The sequence below is a fragment of the Bacillus sp. GS3m_15504 genome, assembly GCF_055825275.1.
The window spans coordinates 3,031,460-3,050,443 of sequence record NZ_JBVVNL010000001.1; the positions used below are offsets into that span (position 1 = coordinate 3,031,460).

At 35.9% G+C, this 18,984-nt stretch carries 18 protein-coding genes and 3 other annotated features; of the genes, 5 read left to right on the forward strand and 13 right to left on the reverse strand.

The window, feature by feature from the left end; translation table 11 throughout:
- Positions 1–14: 14 nt before the first annotated feature.
- The 4 genes from ilvC to ilvE are packed head-to-tail and all read right to left on the reverse strand — an operon-like array spanning position 15 to position 3,880.
- Positions 15–1,022 (reverse strand): ketol-acid reductoisomerase, encoded by a 1,008-nt coding sequence (ilvC, locus tag AC0L0O_RS15935; protein ID WP_473785869.1) that lies wholly within the window; start codon positions 1,020–1,022, stop codon positions 15–17.
- A gap of 14 nt (positions 1,023–1,036) precedes the next feature.
- The gene (locus tag AC0L0O_RS15940) at positions 1,037–1,249 is read right to left on the reverse strand and encodes an ACT domain-containing protein (protein WP_000019906.1); all 213 of its coding nucleotides are present in this window, start codon (positions 1,247–1,249) and stop codon (positions 1,037–1,039) included.
- On the reverse strand, positions 1,246–2,958 hold the full coding sequence (ilvB, locus tag AC0L0O_RS15945) for an acetolactate synthase large subunit (protein WP_473785870.1): 1,713 nt from the start codon (positions 2,956–2,958) through the stop codon (positions 1,246–1,248). Before ilvB ends, AC0L0O_RS15940 begins: the two co-directional genes overlap by 4 nt.
- 22 nt (positions 2,959–2,980) lie before the next feature.
- Complete coding sequence (gene ilvE / locus AC0L0O_RS15950) at positions 2,981–3,880, reverse strand: branched-chain-amino-acid transaminase (RefSeq protein WP_473785871.1); 900 nt, start codon at positions 3,878–3,880, stop codon at positions 2,981–2,983.
- Positions 3,881–4,032: 152 nt separating this feature from the next.
- Positions 4,033–4,271 (reverse strand) — a binding site (T-box leader).
- A 68-nt stretch (positions 4,272–4,339) separates the two neighbouring features.
- Positions 4,340–4,585, reverse strand: a binding site (T-box leader).
- Between the two features lie 259 nt (positions 4,586–4,844).
- Between ilvE and AC0L0O_RS15955 the strand changes: the two genes are divergently transcribed.
- Positions 4,845–5,603: an SDR family oxidoreductase gene (locus AC0L0O_RS15955; RefSeq protein WP_000911797.1), complete on the forward strand. Its 759-nt coding sequence runs from the start codon at positions 4,845–4,847 to the stop codon at positions 5,601–5,603.
- Between the two features lie 91 nt (positions 5,604–5,694).
- Positions 5,695–6,231, forward strand: coding sequence for a peptide-methionine (S)-S-oxide reductase MsrA (gene msrA, locus AC0L0O_RS15960; protein ID WP_001291878.1), 537 nt, complete (start codon positions 5,695–5,697; stop codon positions 6,229–6,231).
- A gap of 167 nt (positions 6,232–6,398) precedes the next feature.
- Here msrA and AC0L0O_RS15965 read toward each other — a convergent pair whose 3' ends face one another.
- From AC0L0O_RS15965 to AC0L0O_RS15980, 4 genes are all read right to left on the reverse strand, one after another.
- On the reverse strand, positions 6,399–6,599 hold the full coding sequence (locus AC0L0O_RS15965; protein ID WP_000473060.1) for a hypothetical protein: 201 nt from the start codon (positions 6,597–6,599) through the stop codon (positions 6,399–6,401).
- 109 nt (positions 6,600–6,708) lie between these two features.
- Entirely contained in the window at positions 6,709–7,350 is a 642-nt protein-coding gene (locus AC0L0O_RS15970) for a FusB/FusC family EF-G-binding protein (protein WP_000387058.1), read from the reverse strand.
- A 110-nt stretch (positions 7,351–7,460) separates the two neighbouring features.
- Positions 7,461–8,147 carry a DUF421 domain-containing protein gene (locus AC0L0O_RS15975; protein ID WP_001015967.1) on the reverse strand — a complete coding sequence of 229 codons (687 nt, stop codon included), beginning with the start codon at positions 8,145–8,147 and terminating at the stop codon, positions 7,461–7,463.
- 180 nt (positions 8,148–8,327) lie between these two features.
- Positions 8,328–8,591 (reverse strand): CD3324 family protein, encoded by a 264-nt coding sequence (locus AC0L0O_RS15980; RefSeq protein WP_000878320.1) that lies wholly within the window; start codon positions 8,589–8,591, stop codon positions 8,328–8,330.
- A gap of 330 nt (positions 8,592–8,921) precedes the next feature.
- On the opposite strand from AC0L0O_RS15980, the gene AC0L0O_RS15985 reads away from it, so the two are divergent.
- Entirely contained in the window at positions 8,922–9,626 is a 705-nt protein-coding gene (locus tag AC0L0O_RS15985; protein WP_473785872.1) for a polysaccharide deacetylase family protein, read from the forward strand.
- Positions 9,627–9,665: 39 nt separating this feature from the next.
- Here AC0L0O_RS15985 and AC0L0O_RS15990 read toward each other — a convergent pair whose 3' ends face one another.
- Positions 9,666–11,003, reverse strand: a complete 1,338-nt coding sequence (locus AC0L0O_RS15990) for a sodium-dependent transporter (protein ID WP_001088195.1) — start codon at positions 11,001–11,003, stop codon at positions 9,666–9,668.
- A gap of 301 nt (positions 11,004–11,304) precedes the next feature.
- Positions 11,305–11,527 (reverse strand) — a binding site (T-box leader).
- A 220-nt stretch (positions 11,528–11,747) separates the two neighbouring features.
- Between AC0L0O_RS15990 and AC0L0O_RS15995 the strand changes: the two genes are divergently transcribed.
- Positions 11,748–13,382 (forward strand): putative polysaccharide biosynthesis protein, encoded by a 1,635-nt coding sequence (locus tag AC0L0O_RS15995; RefSeq protein WP_000107884.1) that lies wholly within the window; start codon positions 11,748–11,750, stop codon positions 13,380–13,382.
- Positions 13,383–13,422: 40 nt separating this feature from the next.
- Here the strand turns inward: AC0L0O_RS15995 and AC0L0O_RS16000 are convergent, their stop codons facing one another.
- The 4 genes from AC0L0O_RS16000 to AC0L0O_RS16015 all read right to left on the reverse strand — a co-directional run bounded on the left by AC0L0O_RS16000 (position 13,423) and on the right by AC0L0O_RS16015 (position 17,069).
- Positions 13,423–14,247, reverse strand: coding sequence for a DUF4037 domain-containing protein (locus AC0L0O_RS16000; RefSeq protein WP_473785873.1), 825 nt, complete (start codon positions 14,245–14,247; stop codon positions 13,423–13,425).
- Between the two features lie 92 nt (positions 14,248–14,339).
- Positions 14,340–14,852, reverse strand: coding sequence for a GNAT family N-acetyltransferase (locus AC0L0O_RS16005; protein WP_000771292.1), 513 nt, complete (start codon positions 14,850–14,852; stop codon positions 14,340–14,342).
- Between the two features lie 77 nt (positions 14,853–14,929).
- Positions 14,930–15,847 (reverse strand): cysteine synthase A, encoded by a 918-nt coding sequence (gene cysK / locus AC0L0O_RS16010; RefSeq protein ID WP_000762249.1) that lies wholly within the window; start codon positions 15,845–15,847, stop codon positions 14,930–14,932.
- Between the two features lie 10 nt (positions 15,848–15,857).
- Positions 15,858–17,069: an MFS transporter gene (locus AC0L0O_RS16015; RefSeq protein WP_001149429.1), complete on the reverse strand. Its 1,212-nt coding sequence runs from the start codon at positions 17,067–17,069 to the stop codon at positions 15,858–15,860.
- Between the two features lie 244 nt (positions 17,070–17,313).
- Between AC0L0O_RS16015 and AC0L0O_RS16020 the strand changes: the two genes are divergently transcribed.
- Entirely contained in the window at positions 17,314–18,954 is a 1,641-nt protein-coding gene (locus AC0L0O_RS16020) for a peptide ABC transporter substrate-binding protein (RefSeq protein WP_473785874.1), read from the forward strand.
- Positions 18,955–18,984 lie beyond the last annotated feature (30 nt).

Here is an 18,984-nt window from a genome sequence, read left to right on the forward strand (position 1 = left end):
TGCAATCTATTACTCTATTTCTTCACTAATTCTTTCGGTGCATGAATCCAGCTCATCATTTCACGAAGCTCTTCTCCTACTTTTTCCAACTGATGATTTTGTTCTGCTTTTTTCATCGCATTATACGTTGGACGCCCTGCTTGATTTTCTAAAATCCATTTCTTCGCGAATTCACCTTGCTGAATTTCTGTAAGTACTCGTTTCATCTCTTTCTTCGTTTCATCTGTAACAATTCTCGATCCTGTTACATAATCCCCGAACTCTGCCGTATCTGATATAGAATGGCGCATATTCGTTAAACCGCCTTCGTACATTAAATCAACGATCAACTTTAATTCATGCAAACATTCAAAGTATGCAATTTCAGGACGATATCCACCTTCTGTTAATGTTTCAAAACCAGCTTTCACAAGTGCAGTTACCCCTCCGCAAAGTACAGCTTGCTCTCCGAATAAATCTGTCTCCGTTTCTTCTTGGAATGTCGTTTCAATTACACCTGCACGTGTACACCCTACACCTTTTGCGTACGCGAGTGCTACATGTAATGCTGTGCCTGTTGCATCTTGATGTACTGCGACTAATGCCGGAACACCGTTTCCTTCTTGAAATACACGGCCAACGAGATGACCCGGACTTTTTGGCGCGACCATTGCTACATCTACGTAGCTTGGCGGGTTAATTTGTCCGAAGTGAATATTAAATCCATGTGAGAAAAGTAACATTTGTCCTTCGCGGAGATTCTCTTCTACTTCTGCTTTATACACATGTGCTTGCTGTTCATCTGGCAATAACATTTGCACAACTTGCGCGGTTCGAACTGCTTCTGAAATAGACATTACTTCAAACCCATCTGCTTTTGCTACTTCAAAAGACTTACCAGGACGAACACCAACTACCACTTCCACACCAGAATCACGCAAATTTTGTGCCTGCGCATGACCTTGAGATCCATAACCAATTACCGCAACAGTTTTTCCTTGTAATAGCCCTACATTTGCATCTTGCTCATAATATGTTTTCATACTCCATACACTCCTTATAATTTGTTTACTTGTAGTACATTGATTAACTTTTTCAACTGACCAACGAGTAATGTTGCTTCTTGTTCTGTACAAACTGCCGTTAACTCCATTTCACTTTCATTTAAATTTAATGAAGAAATATAATAACCACGCCGAGCAAAAATTCCACTTATACGTAATAAGACATTTGGATCGTTATCGATAACTAATGAAAAAGTATGACTCATTCTTCCCACCTCTTCATAATCATTTCGTTATTCCCTTTATTTGGCGGAACCATCGGAAATACGTTTTCACCTTCTTCTACACAAAAATCAACTACGACAGGGCCTTTATGAGCAAATGCTTCTAACATCACTTGTTTCGCCTCGGTTGCATTTTTCGCTCTTAATCCTTTCACCCCATAAGCTTCTGCCACTTTCACAAAATCTGGCGATCCAATTTTCGACTCTGACAATCGGTTTTCATAAAACATTTCTTGCCATTGCCTTACCATCCCTAAAAATTTGTTGTTTATTATAAATACTTTTACAGGGATGTTATTTTCAGCAATTGTTTGCAGTTCTTGAATGTTCATTTGAAAAGAAGCATCGCCCGCGATACAAATGACAAGTTCTTCTTCTTTAGCAAGCTGAGCACCTATTGCCGCTGGGAAACCGAATCCCATCGTTCCTAACCCACCAGATGTTAGAAAAGTCCGCGGGTTTTTCGCTTTATAAAAATGCGCAGCCCACATTTGATGCTGTCCTACTTCTGTCGTCACAATCGCTTCACCATTCGTTAATTCGCTTACTAAGTTGATGACATGTTGTGGTTTTAACTCAGATTCTTTTTGCTTATAAGAAAGTTGATATTCTTCTTTCCATGTCTTTACTTTCTGAAGCCATTCGTCTGTTTGTGTATGAATAGACATATGTAACAGCATGTGTAATGCTTTTTTTACATCACCAACAACTGGATACTCTACCGCTACATTTTTTTGAAACTCTGAAGGATCTATATCAATATGTACCTTTTTCGAATGCGGAGAAAAAAGTTCCAGTTTTCCTGTTACACGGTCATCAAAACGAACACCTAACGCAAGCAGTAAATCACATTCTGTTACTGCCATGTTTGCTGCGTACGTTCCATGCATACCGAGCATTCCTAAAAATAATGGATCTCCCGGCGGATATGCACCAAGTCCCATTAAAGTGGAAACGACAGGAATCCCCTTCTTCCTCGCAAACTGAATAAGTTCTTCAGATCCATCTGCATGAATGATTCCTCCTCCGATATAAAGAAGTGGGCGTTTTGCTTCTGAAATGGCTTTAGCCACTTCTCTAAGCTTCATACTATCTGGCCTAGGCTCTAGTTTGTATCCTGGAATCTCAATTACTTCATTGTAAAAACTTGTTACCTTTTCAATTTGAACATCTTTTGGAATATCAATTAATACTGGTCCTGGCCGCCCGCTTTCGGCGATGTAAAAAGCTTCTTGTACAATACGTGATAACTGATTCACATCACGAACTTGGTAATTATGCTTCGTAACAGGTACTGTAATTCCGACAACATCAGCTTCTTGAAACCCGTCTTTTCCAATGAGTGGTGTTGCAACTTGCCCTGTAATGACAACTAAAGGAATCGAATCCATATAAGCATCTGCTAAGCCTGTAACTAAATTCGTCGCCCCTGGGCCAGAGGTAGCAAATACTACCCCGACCTTTCCAGAAGCTCTTGCATAACCTTCAGCCGCATGAATAGCAGCTTGTTCATGACGAGTTAATATATGCTTCAATCCACTTTCATATAGCGCATCGTACACTGGTAAAATTGCTCCGCCCGGATAACCGAAAACAGTCGTTACGCCTAATTTCTTTAAGCATTGAATAACGTGTCCAGCTCCTGTCACTTCTTCACACTGCAATTTCTCATAGGTTGTATATTGCTTCATTTCAATTAACTCCTCTCCCTACCTACAGTAAGCTTTCTGCCAGCCCTGGGACACGTACGCCTCTTTCTCTCGTTAACTTTTTAAATTCCTCAGTCAATTGTTTCGTTACACTTCCTGGTTTCCCATCTCCAATTTCTCTTGAATCCACCTTTACAACTGGAATTAATTCAGCTGCCGTTCCTGTTAAAAACACTTCATCCGCTACATATACGTCATGGCGAGTGAATGGTCTTTCCTCACACGGAATACTCAGTCGCTCACATAACTCGATAACACTATTTCTCGTAATACCTTCTAATGCCCCTAAATATGACGGAGGTGTTAACACTTTTCCATCTTTCACAACGAAAACATTATCTCCAGATCCTTCACAAACATATCCTTGTTGATTTAACATAAGTGCTTCTAGCACTCCTGCTTGTGCCGCTTCAATTTTTACAAGTACGTTATTTAAGTAGTTCATTGACTTAATTCGTGGGTCTAATGCATCTGGCGTATTACGTCTTGATGCAACAGATACAACACTTAGTCCGTTATCGTAAAATTCCTGAGGGAATAATTTTAATTGTTCTGCAATGATAATAACGCTCGGTTTCACACAGCTTCTCGGATCGAGTCCTAAGTCCCCTTTTCCTCTTGAAACAATTAAGCGAATGTAAGCATCTGCATACTCATTTTTTTGAAGTGTCTGTAAAACTGCTTCTTCCATTTCGTCAACCGTCAGCGGGATTGTAAGTAAAATAGATTTTGCCGATTCATACAATCGTTTTACATGTTCTTTTAAACAAAATACATTTCCACCGTAACTACGAATTCCTTCAAATACACCGTCTCCGTATAAAAAACCGTGATCATATACTGAAACAACTGCCTTTTCTTTTTCTACCAATTCCCCATTCATATAAATGTACTGGTTTCCCATCTCACATCGCTCCTCTTTTTTTCTCTCTATTTTTGCAATCTATTTCTATATCGATTGCTGAGATGATTATTTTTAACAGAATATTCAGTATATAAATCTTAAAAATATACTCGTCTCAACAATCAATTACTTACATACTTGTAGCAATCCATTGCTGAGACGAGGGAATCGTGGTACCACTCAGCTTCCTTACACTTCTCACGAAATGTAAGCTCTGCAAGTCCAATTAGACTTTTGTTTTTCTATCGGCAACAACTCCGCTACTTTTTACTAGTTTCAAAAGTAGTACTCCGAGGTGATTTTCAAAGACTCGATTGTTACCACCCTCACAGCCTAGGGGTAGCTCTCTGAAACAATGCCTATCATTTACTCTCCTCTTCTACGCATTCTCTTATTCAATTTTTTAAAAATAAAAACTCTCGCCTCAGCAATCAACTACTACAATTTAGTAGCTTCGATTGCTGAGGCGAGAGTTTCGCGTTACCACTCAGCTTCCTTATACTTCTCACGAAATATAAGCTCTGTAGGTCCAATTAGACCCCCGTCCTTTTACCGGAGACGATGCCGCCGCCCTCTACTCAGTTTCCCTTTCGCAAGCGATGCTCCGAGGTGATCTTCAATGATTCGATTGTTACTACTCTCACAGCCTAGGAGTAGCTCTCTGAAACGATCATAATCATCTACTTTCCTCTTCTTTGCATATACAACATTTAAAATTAGAAAATTCTTAATTAACTTTCATTTGTTAAACGTATTATAGGACGTTGTTCTTTTCATTGTCAACATGTTTTTCTAAAAAAAAATAAAATTCAATCAATTTATGCGAAGTCTATTTATTTTTTCTCAAAACAAAACAGGAATGAACTTCTTACACATACTCATATATTACTTAAGTATGTCCGCATTACTACATAAAGAAAAATAACTTAAAAACATTTAAAATTTATGAGGAGATGAGAAAACTATGTTAAAAGGAAAAGTAGCATTAGTTACAGGAGCAAGCCGAGGAATTGGACGTGCTATTGCAAAACGTTTAGCAAACGACGGTGCATTAGTTGCTATTCATTATGGTAATCGAAAAGAAGAAGCTGAAGAAACCGTTTATGAAATCCAGTCAAATGGCGGATCAGCTTTTTCCATCGGTGCAAACCTTGAATCTTTACATGGTGTAGAAGCTCTTTATAGTTCTTTAGATAACGAATTACAAAACAGAACTGGTAGTACTAAATTTGATATTTTAATAAACAACGCTGGAATTGGTCCTGGTGCTTTTATTGAAGAAACGACTGAACAATTTTTTGATAGAATGGTTTCAGTAAATGCAAAAGCACCATTCTTTATCATCCAACAAGCTCTATCTCGTTTACGTGACAATAGCCGAATTATTAATATTTCATCCGCTGCCACACGAATTTCTTTACCTGATTTCATTGCATATAGTATGACGAAAGGCGCTATTAATACAATGACTTTCACACTAGCAAAACAGCTCGGAGCAAGAGGAATAACAGTGAATGCAATACTTCCAGGATTTATTAAAACAGATATGAATGCAGAACTCTTGAGTGACCCAATGATGAAACAATACGCCACTACTATTTCCGCTTTCAATCGCTTAGGTGAAGTAGAAGACATTGCCGACACTGCTGCATTTCTCGCTTCTCCAGACAGCCGCTGGGTTACTGGACAATTAATTGATGTTAGCGGAGGATCTTGTTTATAAAAAAGCATATATTTTCAAATCTTTTTTATTGCGCAATAAAACAATTTATATAATACTATATAAAACATATATATTTAGGAGGATTACAGCAATGTCCGAAAAAACATACGAACTCGCAACCTTCGCAGGCGGTTGCTTTTGGTGCATGGTAAAGCCTTTTGATGAACTTCCCGGTATTCATAAAGTACTTTCCGGCTATGCAGGTGGTCATGTAGAAAACCCAACATATGAACAAGTAAAAGCGGGTACATCTGGTCATTTAGAAGTTGTACAAATTACATTTGATCCTTCTATTTTTCCATATGAAAAATTATTAAATTTATATTGGCCACAAATCGATCCAACTGATGATGGCGGACAATTCTTTGACCGTGGTCCATCTTATCGCACCGCTATTTTTTATCATACCGAAACACAAAAAGAGCTTGCTGAAAAATCAAAACATTCTCTTGCAGAAAGCGGTATGTTTAAAGATCCAATTGTAACTGAAATTCGCCCGGCTGCACCTTTTTATGAGGCTGAAGAATACCATCAACATTTCTATAAAAAGAACCCAGAGAAATATGCTACTGAGCAAAAAGAATCTGGCCGTGAAGACTTTATAAAAGAAAATTGGCAAAAAAAATAATAAAAACGCATCGTGCTCTCTTTTCAAAGTGCGATGCGTTTTTATCTTTGAAAAAAGTACCATACAATGATGAGAACAACCGCTGTTAATGTCCAAAGTAATATTTCATTTTTCACTCTACTCTTTTTCTTAGTCATTTCGTTTCCTCCTAATAGCTATCAATATATTCAAGATTTTCTTTGTTTGATTGTCCACTTGATAAATGTGAATAAATCCGTACAAATTCTTAGAACAAGACCACCAATGATTCCGATTGCAATTGAAATTACTAACATCTGTACAAAACTAAGAGTAGTTGTGTATGTTATGTAGAAAACAACGCATACCAGTAAAACATCCAGTAAAGAAAGTAAAAACTTTTTAAACATTTCTTCAACTCTCCTATGTTTTATTTATAAATTATATCTTTCAAAAAGGAAATCTATTACCATTTTCAAAATAAAAGACCTCCAGTTTAAGCACTAGAGGTCTTCCGTTTTATTTCTTCAATCTCTCAATAAAATCCTGTAATTTATCAAGTGATTTCATATTCTGATTACAAGCTACACCGTCTTTACAAATATAGTTTCCCTTTTTAACGAAAGTTCCTGGTATATCACCTTTAATTTCAACTAAAAACATTCCTACTTCTTCATGTCCGTGACATAAAGAACAAATGCTCTTTTTATTTAAACTTTGGAATGTTCCTTGCAGACCAACAAACTTATTTTTATCATTTTTCGCTATAATAAATTTCCTGCTTGACCCTTTATCAATCCAACTTAAATAAGATAATTCTTTCATATCTAGTTCTTCCATATCAGGAAGTTTCAACTTTTTCGCTTTAGGAAATAATTTTTTTAATGTTTGCGCTGTAACTTCCTGAAACGGAATGACATACGGATTTATTTTCAGTAAAAACGATTCTGCATCTTCTCTATTTTGAACTGTTAATACCGTATCAATTAACTCTTTCTGTTCATCCGTTAAATTCTCAAATACATGTATTATCTTTTCAATCGCTAGTGATTTTAACGCTTGAATTACACCTCTATCATTTGCCGTTGCATGCCCATTCGCTAAAATATAAGCTTGTGATTTTATAAAATTGTATTGATCACTTCTAATAAAAGCTTCCATCTTTATCACTCCATACAAATTGTTGATCTAGTTTTATTGTATACAAAGATTCAGCTTTTTGATATGTAAAAGATAACTTAGAAACGAATATTACATATTCCGATTATGTTCTACCGCTTCATTTCCTGACAAAAGAAACCCTCGTCTGTTTTCCATTCTGCATATAACACGTCTTCAAATTTAGTAATCCCTTTTTTCTTTATTTGTTTATACAGCCATCCTTCATCAAAACCTGCTTCCCTCAAATTATCCTTCACTACTTTCCCATCACTAATTAATGAAATTGGTAAGTATACAGGCTTATGTTTTAAGCTTAAATCATTTATAGTGGGAGATTCATATTTACTTTTTTTCAATACACTTATGTTTCCGTTAGGTTCTAATATCATATATTCAACTTCTCGAATCGAAAATATATCTTTTTGTTGCCTAAGCATTTGTTGTAATTGGTTAATATCCAAATGATTCGATTTTAATTGTTCTCTGTCAATATGCCCATTACGAATGATAATAGAAGGGTATCCTTCAAAGAACTTTCTTGTCCTTCTAAATTTTTGTGTTATTACTTCTATTGCGTAAATTAAAATTACCCATACAAAAACAGCGTATAAAATAGACCACACTCTCACCTCAGGATCATATACGGTGTTTCCAACGAGTTCTCCGATTACAATGGCAGAAATAAAATCAAAAGGTGTTAGCTGCGATATTTGTGTTTTCCCTAATATTTTAGTAGCAATTAATAAAACAAAAAAACCAACAAAAAGTTCTATCGTTATTTGCCCAAGATGATTCATAATCGTTCACCTTTCTGTAATATGTGTAATATAACGTTTTTATTTCTATTCACGTTTCTATACGATATAATTATGATTCATTTTTTTCTATTATCATGCCCATCCACACCCCATATATCCAATACGGGCAAAGCAAAAAGAGTCTCGTTCAAAATGATATTTGAACGAGACTCTTTTATTTCATTTAGAGTACACAATCTTTTTAATCGTTTCTCCGGAAAGAAAATACTCCTCTGCAAGTTGATGAACAGTAATCCCACTTTTAAACGCTTCTTTAATGGCTTTATTTCTTTCATCTAGTTGTTTTCTTCCTCCAGAGCGTGTACCCCATTTATAATGCTTTGTTTCTTGTTTTGGAATGTAAATTGTTTCACCTTGTATATACTTTTGAATTTCAGTAATTAAACTTTCTGGTAAAACTGCCTTAGCTTTTACGTATTTCATTTCTGCTCGCCCCTTATTTTTTATGGTTCATTTCAATAAGGTGCAAAGCCAAATACAAAAAATGATACGAGCTCATTTTGGCGATGAATTGTATATTACTTGTCTACCTCACGCAAAGTATCGCCATTTCCATACTTGGCTTTGCATGAGACGCTGCAGTGTCTGGCAATTGAATGATAATCGCCATGTAAACACCTCCTAATATACCTTTTTCATTACATTATATGATAAATTCCTTCCCCTTGCATCCACATCCTTTTTACAGCATGAAACTACTTAGTTTGATATAATACTTTTTAGTCCAATCCAAAAATATAGTGAGGTTGCTTTATGAAAAAGAAAATAATCATTACAATCGTTACATTATTCATTATTACTGTAGCATTATTTGGAACATACAAATTGATGAACGCAAGAGGCTTTCAATTGTTTGGAGATTTAACAAACCGAGTAGAAACAAATGAAAAAGTGGTTGCTTTAACTTTTGATGATGGCCCTACGAACAATGTAAAACAAATATTACCGCTACTAGATACATACCATGCAAAAGCTACCTTCTTTTTAATCGGAAATGAATTAGAAAAAAACCTATCGCTAGGAGAAGCTATCATACAATCTGGACACCAAGTCGGAAACCATACATATTCTCATAACAGAATGGTTTTTAAAACACCTTCTTATATTAAAGAAGAAATAGAAAAAACAAATTCATTAATACGCCGAATAGGATTTACAGGCGAAATTGATTTTAGACCACCTAATGGAAAAAAATTAATTGGACTACCATATTATTTAAATAAAAATAATATCGAAACGATTACATGGGATCTTGAACCTGATACTTTTTATAAATCTGCGGCAGATAAAATTGACTACGTTTCTAAAAATGTAAAACCAGGTTCTATCATTTTACTGCACTCTATGTATGATGAGTCTAATGAAAATTTACAGACTATCGAAGGTATTCTAGACTCTTTATCTAAGAAGGGCTATCAGTTCGTAACAGTAAATGAATTACAAAAAAGTGCAAAATAAAAAGGTAGCGTATCATAAAACGATACGCTACCTTTCTTTTTAAATAATGCCAAGTACATTTAAGAATACGATAATAATCGCAATTGGTGCGATAAAGCGAAGTAAGAATAACCATAATACGAATAATTTATAGCCCTTATTTTTACTTACACCAAGTTCTTTCATTAATACATCTTTCTTCATTTTTAAAGGAACAAAGATGGAAACTAATAAAACACCAAGTGGCATTAGTACGTTACTAACTGCATAGTCCGCTAAATCAAAGACTGTCTTTCCGAAAATTTTCAAATCACCTAATATACCAAATGATAATGCTGATGGTACTCCAACAACGAAGATTAATAACCCTACAATTAAGGCCATTTTCTCGCGTTTCCCTTTACCTTTTGATGTTAACGACGCAACACTAATTTCTAGCATAGAAATAGCCGATGTAATCGTTGCGAAGAAGAACAGCAATAAGAAAATAACGAAGAACACTTTTCCGAACGCCATTTTACTGAAAATAGCAGGTAATACGATAAATAATAGTCCTGGTCCTTGCGATGGTTCTAATCCAAATGCGAATACAACTGGGAAAATTGCAAGTCCTGCAAGTAATGTAATGACAAGTGTTAAACCAACGATTGAAAATGCCGAACGCGGTAAACTTTCTTCCTTCGGTAAGTATGAACTATACGTTACCATTACTGCTACACCGACCGATAATGAGAAGAACGATTGACCCATCGCATATAAAATTACTTCTGATGTTACATTTGAGAAATCAGGTTGTAAGAAGAAACGAACCCCTTCTCCTGCACCATCTAACGTAAGTGCACGAACGATTAATACAAAGAATAAAACGAATAACGCTGGCATGAAATATTTATTTACTTTTTCAACACCATTTTGTACACCTTTACTTACAATGAAAATAGTAATAAGGATGAATAATAGCTGTGATCCTACTGCTAAATACGGATTGGAAATGATTTCACCAAACGTAGCTTCGTATGCTCCATTTCCTTCCCATAGTCTACCTGTAATTGCATTCCATAAATATAATAAAATCCAGCCTCCTACAACACTGTAGAAAGAAAGTAATATGAAACATGTTACAATCCCTAATTTCCCTAGCCATGGCCATAATGTTTTTGGTGCGATTTCTCTATACGCATCAACAGCCTCTTTTTGTGTACTTCTTCCGATAACAAATTCAGCTAATAATAGTGGTAAACCAATTAATAATGTGAAACCGATGAAAATAAGGAAGAACGCGCCGCCCCCTCCAATTCCGGCCATATACGGGAACTTCCAAATAGCCCCTAGACCAATTGCTGAACCTGCTGCAGCTAATACGAAACCTAATTTCGATGTCCATTGCTGTGAATTCATCTGTTAATCTCCTCTCTTTATCTTTTTCTGTTTTACAATTCAGTATTTATATTGTTCTATCCATACTCTTTTCTAATACGCTCACTTCCTCCCTAATAATAAAAAACGCCCCTACGCAAATACGTAGGGACGACAAAAATATCGCGGTACCACCCTAGTTATGAAGATATAACAAAGTTAGGACCTAAATAAAAAACGCCCCTACGTAAATACGTAGGGACGATAAAATATCGCGGTACCACCCTAGTTATGAAGCCACAACAAAGTTAGGACCTAAATAAAAAAAGTCCCTACGTAAATACGTAGGGACGATAAATATCGCGGTACCACCCTAGTTGTGAAACAATCTTCACCACTTTATTTGATAACGGTATAAACTACCGTCTTTCATTTCCTCACAATGTGAGATTTATGAAAGATGCTCCAGGACGAACTTCATGAATAATCTATATGCTGATTCACACCAACCACCAGCTCTCTGAAACAGGGAGATATTCACTACTATACCCTTTCATTGCCCAAATATTATTTTCCGAATTGATTACTATCATTTTTATCACACATTAAAAATAGTGTCAACTTATATTTTGAATTTTTATGTATTACATTCTTTTTTTAAATTCGAAATGTGACTTTTAAATGAATAATATTAGAATATTTATGTTCTATACTACATTAATTTCTCTAATAAGTTTATAGTAGTATACGATGAATGCAAGACAGCACGAGTAGGAGGAAAGAATTTTGTCTACTTCAAAAGTTTTAAAAGGAACTGCTTTATTAAGCGGTGCGACAATGATTTCACGTATATTAGGTTTCATATACTTCTTCCCTTTTCAATTATTAGTCGGAACACAAGGGGTCGCTTTATATGGATATGCATACTCTTGGTACGGAATTTTATTAAGCTTTTCAACTGCCGGTATTCCTATTGCCGTTTCCAAATTCGTTGCAAAGCATAATGCGCTTGGTGATTATAGTACAAGCAAAAAATTATACAACTCTAGCGTAAAATTAATGCTGTTTATGGGCTTTTTAGGGTTTTTAGTTTTATTTATTGGGGCACCATACATATCACAATTTATTATTCGCTCGAAAACGCCAGATCCACAATTTATCGCTGACGTAACACTTACGATGCGAGCATTAAGTTTCGCACTGATTATCGTACCAGCAATGAGCGTTACACGTGGTTATTTCCAAGGATTTCAACATATGAAACCAAGTGCTGTTTCTCAAGTCGTAGAACAAATTGCGCGCGTTGTTTTCATTTTAGTTGGTAGCTTTATCGTCTCAAAACTATTAGGAGGTTCCGTAGCCTCTTCTGTTGCAGTTGCTACGTTTGGAGCTGTTATCGGAGCACTGGCAAGCGTCTCTATTTTAATGGTGTACTGGAAAAAATATAATGGATTAAAACCTCCCGAAGGCGAATTAAAATCAAGAGCATCCAATCTCTCATTAAAAAATATTTATATAGAATTACTTCGATATGCAATCCCAATTGTATTTGTCGGCATCGCAATTCCGCTTTACACGTTAGTAGATCAATATACTGTAGCTGATGTCCTGAGAGCGATGGGAGAGCCTTTAGAAACAGCGAATGCAGTGTTCGCTTATATAACGAACTATGCCCAAAAGTTAATTATGATTCCAGCTTCACTTGCAACTGGATTCTCCTTAACAATCATTCCTGCTATAACGAAATCTTATACAAGCGGGAAACTAGAAGAATTACAAGAACAAATCGCAAAGATATTTCAAGTCTTGTTATTCTTTACTATCCCAGCTGCATTTGGCCTTGCTAGCATCGCTTACGATGCATTCCGTATGGTTTATGTAAATCCTGAAATTGCACTTGGTGGATCACAATATTTAATTTCATTTGCACCTTCTGCTATATTAAGTGCGATTTTCACAGTTTCAGCTGCCATATTACAAGGAATCGATTATCAAAGAAAAACGATGATCGCTTTCTCAGTCGGTATTCTCGTTAAAGTTTTAGTAAATACACCGCTCTTACATTTATTTGGCGGACACGGTGCTGTACTTGGAACCATTCTTGGATACCTCGTTTCAAATAGTATTATGTTGTACTGCATCGTTAAGTTTGCGAAATTTAAAATGGGTGAAACAGTAAAAACAGTATTTCTTATTACAATTTACTCAGCAGCAATGTCTGCTGTTGTGATGGCATTAAAAGCAATTTTAACATGGTTAATTCCTGGACAATCTTATATGGAATCACTTCTCATTGTTGTTATATGCGGCGCTGTAGGAGGGATTGTTTACCTTTTATTCGTCTTAACGAGCGGACTTGCTTCACATATTCTCGGTGATAAGATTCAACGATTACCCGTACTAGGTAAATTAATTAAATAAAAAAAGAAGGGATGTAACGCATTGTTACATCCCTTCTTTCTTACTTCGCATATTGAATACGTTTTTGCTGTTCGGCAATATGTAATTCTGGAGCATGGTGTTCTACTAACTGTAATACCTCTTGGATTAACACTTCTAACTCCTGTACACTATACTCTGGTTTTCCTATTAATGCATTCGCCATACGCTCATATAAGTTTTCAGGCTTAATACTCATTCGGTCCACATTATTTGGCATCCATTTAAAGGCAGGATGATGCACATACATTCGGTTTAAACCAAATAAGACTCCAAATATATTTCTTTGTGCTTCACAAATAACATCATATAGCATAAGCCAGTCTTTTCGTTTTAAAAGCGCCTCTCGATTATGCCAGCGATTGCTTAACCAAAGATTTTCTAAAATCATCCGTTTCGCTAGATTTTCTGGATATGCTACCACTCTATCTTTTAATTCATTCACTTTCTCTCCCCCATACAAACTAACACCGTCATGAACGGATGATACGATACATTGCTTTTCATAACTTATATCATATTTATTCACCACATCAGAAATAACTTTCTCTACTGTTTCTGTTAAAAAGTTACTAATCTCTAATTTAATTCCTTCTTTCGTCAAATATGTTTCCGACCATTCTTCTTCCTCGTAAGGATAATATGACAAAATTGTCCCGTCAATACGATGAATAGGTCCCTTACGATCGTCATCCTCTGGCGGCATTGACCATAAAATATGTAATTCTATATCTGAATGTTCATCTTCTAACTTTCTAGCTACTGAACCCGCTAAAATGATAGCCTCCACTTTCGGATTTTGCCTATAAATCTCCGACATTTCTATTGCTTTCTCTTTTAATCCCACTTCATTTCCCCCTATAATTGCAGTACAACTTCGCTTTTTATTTATCTATTTCGATATTAAGCATTGCATTTCCTTTTCAAAGTTCCACTGAATCATATTTCTACCCAATAACGCTGAACAATTTCACTTTTATGAGAAGAAACCACTTCATCTTCTAACACACCGCCAACCTTTTGAATCGTTTTAGCAGAGCCGACATTCGATTTATCACAAGTTATTAACACTTTCTTCAATCCTAATTTTTGCGCTTCATCTAGTGCAAGTTTCAATTGTTTTGTCGCATAACCTTGGCGACGTTTATTTGGATGGACACTATATCCAATATGACCACTTTCTCGTAATAATTCTTCGTTTAATCGATGTCTAATATTTACAAAACCTATAAGTTCTCCTTTTTCAAAACTTAAAAACTGACTAGATGGTACTCGATTATCCAGTAATTTTTCTCCTAGTTCCTGCTTTCTCACTTTTTCAAACCATTCATTGAGAGAATCAAAATTTTGTAGGGAACTACTGCCATGTGGTTGTTCATCAGCATGTAAAAACGCATCGCGATACTCCGTAATTTGTTCGCTATATTCGTATATTGGTTTTAATAATTTCATTGTGCTTCTCCTCTCTAAATAACCTACAACAAACCCCTTAATAGCTCTCTTTCACCATTAAGGGGTTCCTATTAATTTCATTCAAATAATCCCATACTCAAATAACGTTCCCCTGTATCAGGTGCAACACATAAAACTTTTTTACCAGTACCTAAACGTTTTGCAATCATAATTGCGGCATAAACAGAAGCTCCGGAAGACGGCCCTACTAATAAACCTTCTTGTCTAGCTAAGTTTCTCATTGTCGTTAAAGCCTCTTCATCTGCAATTTGAATAATTTCGTTATACACTTCTGTATTTAAATTTTTCGGGATAAACCCCGGACTTGTCCCTACTAGTTTATGAGGACCTGGCACACCGCCTGATAAAACGGGAGATCCTTTCGGTTCTACTACTGCAATATATAAGTTTGGTAGCTTCTCTTTTAATGTTTCCCCAGTCCCTGTAATAGTTCCACCAGTTCCAGCCGTTGCTACAAATGCATCAAGCTCTCCATCCATTTGTTCATAAATTTCAAGTGCAGTTGTATAACGATGAATATTCGGGTTTGCTGGATTTTCAAATTGCTGCGGAATAAAACTATTCGGAATTTCCTTTTGCAGTTCTAACGCCTTCGCAATTGCTCCCGGCATTCTTTGTTCTGCCGGTGTTAAAACTACTTCCGCTCCATATGCTTTCAATAAATTTATACGCTCTTTTGACATATTGTCTGGCATAATTAAAATCGCCTTATACCCTTTCGCAGCTGCATTCATTGCTAAGCCTATCCCTGTATTTCCACTTGTCGGTTCAATAATTGTATCTCCTGGTTTGATAAGACCATTCTCTTCTGCAACGTGCAGTAAATTATAGGCAGCACGGTCTTTCACACTGCGCGATGGATTAAACATTTCTAGTTTTACATACACATCTGCTGCGTCTTCTGGAATAAATTTAGATAATCTGACGACAGGTGTATCTCCTATTAATTCTGTTATATTTTCACATAATTTCATAGCGCATCCCCTATTCTATCGTTTTCTTATCACTTGGTAGTAACCATGAAGTAAGTCCAATTAATGGTAAACAACTACATAGTAACATAATGAATTGTAGACTATATATATCAGCCAATTTCCCTAGAACTACAGATCCTAAAGCTCCGAGTCCAAACGCAAGCCCTACAATTAATCCAGATACCATTCCTACTTTTCCCGGAACAAGTTCTTGCGCATAAACAACAATTACACTAAAACTACTTGAACTAATAAAACCGATACATAAAAATAACGGTACGACCCACACGAGCGAAACGTGAGGTAATAAAAGTGCAAGTGGTGCTGAACCTAGCATTGAAAATACAATAATTGTTTTCTTTCCAAATCGATCTGCTAGTGGACCACCAAAGAAAGTTCCTAATACACCGGCAATCATAAATGCGAATACGAAATACTGGGCATTTTTTATAGATAAACCGTAATGCTCAATTAAGTAAAATTGATAGAAATTCCCGATACCTGCACCGTACCAAGAACGTACAAAAGTAAGAAAAACAAGAAGTACAATAACAAATTTAATATGCGTACTTACAATCGCATTTTCCGCCTCAAGCGCAGCTCTCTTTTTTCTTCTCACAGCGCCAGTTGCTAATTCATTCCTATACCAATTTGATACGAAAATTAATAGCACTATTCCTACCGCTGCAAAGGCCGTAAAACCTAAAGAACCAATTTGCCCAAGCGGAACGAAAATTAACGCTGTAAAAATAGGAGCTAGAGAATTACCTGTATTTCCTCCCACTTGATAAATCGCTTGCGCTAAACCTCGTTTCGTCCCTGCCGCCATATAAGCAACCCGGGCACCTTCTGGATGAAAGACTGCGGAACCCAATCCGATAAATAAAACAGAAATAATAACAATAATAAAATTCGGTGCAAATGCAAGTCCGATCATCCCAAGCATACTTGAAAACATACCGAGCGGTAATAAAAATGGTGACGGCTTCTTATCCGAATACATACCAAAAACCGGCTGCATAATCGATGACGTCATATTTAATGCAAACGCAATCCACCCTACTTGCATATAGGATAAATTCATCGTTTTTTCCAAAATAGGAAACAACGCGGGCACAACTGCTTGCATCGAGTCATTTAAAAAATGACCGAAACTAATCGCAAATAGTATTCGATATATTGTCGGTGTTTCTACTGTGTTTTTTTGCGAAACTGCCTGCATATATGAATCTCTCCTTCCTGTACAAAATATATATTTATTAAAGTAAGTGTAATAAAGTAAAGCTTTAACCCTAATAAATTCTGACTTTTGAAACATTTCTATTCTATACTGGTTTCATTTCTTTTTCCAGAAATATCACTTCTTACATAAGATATTTTTTCTATACGCTTTATCGGATTTATTTATAGAAATTTTCTATATTTTCTTTTATACTAAGGCAGAGATGAAGGGAAGGATGACAACTATGAAGAAAAAGACGCAAGGAATCGTTGCACTCTCAATCACATTATCTATGTTTTTAACAGCATGTGGTCAAAAACAAGAGGCAACAACTACCGGAGAAACGAAAAAAGAATCTTCAAAACAAGTATTAAACATTGTAGAAGCTGGGGAAATTTCTACACTTGATTCATCTATCGCAACCGATGGGTTTTCTTACGCTGCATTAAACAACGTAATGGAAGGATTATATATGCCTGGTCCTGACAATAAACCTGTTCCTGCAGCTGCTGAATCATACAAACTGAGCGAAGATGGAAAAACATATACATTTACATTACACGATTCAAAATGGTCAAATGGCGATCCAGTAACTGCTCATGATTTTGAATATGCATGGAAACGTGCCGTAAATCCAGAAACTGCTTCTGAATACGCACATATTATGTTCGATATTAAAAACGCTGAAAAAATAAATAAAAAAGAATTACCAATTGATTCATTTGGTGTAAAGGCAATTGATGATAGAACACTTGAAGTACAATTAGAACACCCTGTTCCATACTTTTTAGGGTTAATGGGATTTGCAACATTTTATCCTCAAAACCAAAAGGTAGTAGAAGCACAAGGGAAAAATTACGGGCTTGAAGCTGCAAATGTAGTTTATAACGGGCCATTTCAATTAAGTGAATGGAAACATGATACAAGTTACAAAATGACGAAAAACCCGAACTACTGGGATAATAAAAATGTGAAGTTAAATGAAATTAATGTAAATATCGTAAAAGATACTTCAACAGCCGTTAATTTATTTGAAAGCAAACAAGTAGACCGAATTACGATCAATTCAGAGTTTGTTGATAAATATCAAAAAGATCCGAGCTTAAAGAAAATGGAACGTCCTTCTATGACGTTTTTCCGATTTAGCCAAAAAAATCCTTTATTAGCAAACAAAAACGCTCGAAAAGCTATTTCGCTTGCTTTTGATAAACAAGGAATCGCAACAACGATTTTAAACAATGGTTCTATACCTGCGAATGCATTCGTTCCGAAAGGATTCGTAAAAGGACCTGACAATAAAGATTTTCGCAGTACAAGTAATGTAAAAGTAGAAACAAATGTGAAAGAAGCTAAAACACTATGGGAAACTGCGAAAAAAGAAACAAACTTACAAAACGCTTCCCTTTCAATCATAACAACTGATGAATCTAACGATAAAAAAATTAGCGAGTTTTTAAAAGGTGAACTGGAGAAAAACTTACCTGGATTAAAAATCACTTTACAGCCCCTTCCAGTAAAAGCATTTTTAGATCGCGAAGGAAATGGCGATTTTGAAATTTCACTTTCTACTTGGGGACCAGATTATCCTGACCCTACAACATTTTTAAATATGTTCGTCACAGACGGACCGTTTAATAAGATGAGCTATTCAAACAAACAATACGACGAATTAATTGAGAAAACGAGCTCTACCTTAGCAACTGATTTATCCGCACGTTGGAAAGCGTTTCAAGATGCAGAGAAAATCTTACTGGAAGATGATGCAGCTATCGCTCCAATCTTCCAATCAGGGCTTGTATATTTAGAACGCACAACAGTAAAAGGTGTTGTTATTCGTCCATTTGCAGGAATTTATTCTTATAAGTGGGCCTCTATTACAGAATAAGAAAAAGGCGATCCTAACATATATTAGGAT

Coding starts and splice junctions, on each gene's coding strand:
- ilvC (WP_473785869.1), bottom strand. CDS start 1,022: ATGAAAACATATTATGAGCAAGATGCAAATGTAGGGCTATTACAAGGA.
- AC0L0O_RS15940 (WP_000019906.1), bottom strand. CDS start 1,249: ATGAGTCATACTTTTTCATTAGTTATCGATAACGATCCAAATGTCTTA.
- ilvB (WP_473785870.1), bottom strand. CDS start 2,958: ATGAAGCAATATACAACCTATGAGAAATTGCAGTGTGAAGAAGTGACA.
- ilvE (WP_473785871.1), bottom strand. CDS start 3,880: ATGGGAAACCAGTACATTTATATGAATGGGGAATTGGTAGAAAAAGAA.
- AC0L0O_RS15955 (WP_000911797.1), top strand. CDS start 4,845: ATGTTAAAAGGAAAAGTAGCATTAGTTACAGGAGCAAGCCGAGGAATT.
- msrA (WP_001291878.1), top strand. CDS start 5,695: ATGTCCGAAAAAACATACGAACTCGCAACCTTCGCAGGCGGTTGCTTT.
- AC0L0O_RS15965 (WP_000473060.1), bottom strand. CDS start 6,599: ATGTTTAAAAAGTTTTTACTTTCTTTACTGGATGTTTTACTGGTATGC.
- AC0L0O_RS15970 (WP_000387058.1), bottom strand. CDS start 7,350: ATGGAAGCTTTTATTAGAAGTGATCAATACAATTTTATAAAATCACAA.
- AC0L0O_RS15975 (WP_001015967.1), bottom strand. CDS start 8,147: ATGAATCATCTTGGGCAAATAACGATAGAACTTTTTGTTGGTTTTTTT.
- AC0L0O_RS15980 (WP_000878320.1), bottom strand. CDS start 8,591: ATGAAATACGTAAAAGCTAAGGCAGTTTTACCAGAAAGTTTAATTACT.
- AC0L0O_RS15985 (WP_473785872.1), top strand. CDS start 8,922: ATGAAAAAGAAAATAATCATTACAATCGTTACATTATTCATTATTACT.
- AC0L0O_RS15990 (WP_001088195.1), bottom strand. CDS start 11,003: ATGAATTCACAGCAATGGACATCGAAATTAGGTTTCGTATTAGCTGCA.
- AC0L0O_RS16005 (WP_000771292.1), bottom strand. CDS start 14,852: ATGAAATTATTAAAACCAATATACGAATATAGCGAACAAATTACGGAG.
- cysK (WP_000762249.1), bottom strand. CDS start 15,847: ATGAAATTATGTGAAAATATAACAGAATTAATAGGAGATACACCTGTC.
- AC0L0O_RS16015 (WP_001149429.1), bottom strand. CDS start 17,069: ATGCAGGCAGTTTCGCAAAAAAACACAGTAGAAACACCGACAATATAT.
- AC0L0O_RS16020 (WP_473785874.1), top strand. CDS start 17,314: ATGAAGAAAAAGACGCAAGGAATCGTTGCACTCTCAATCACATTATCT.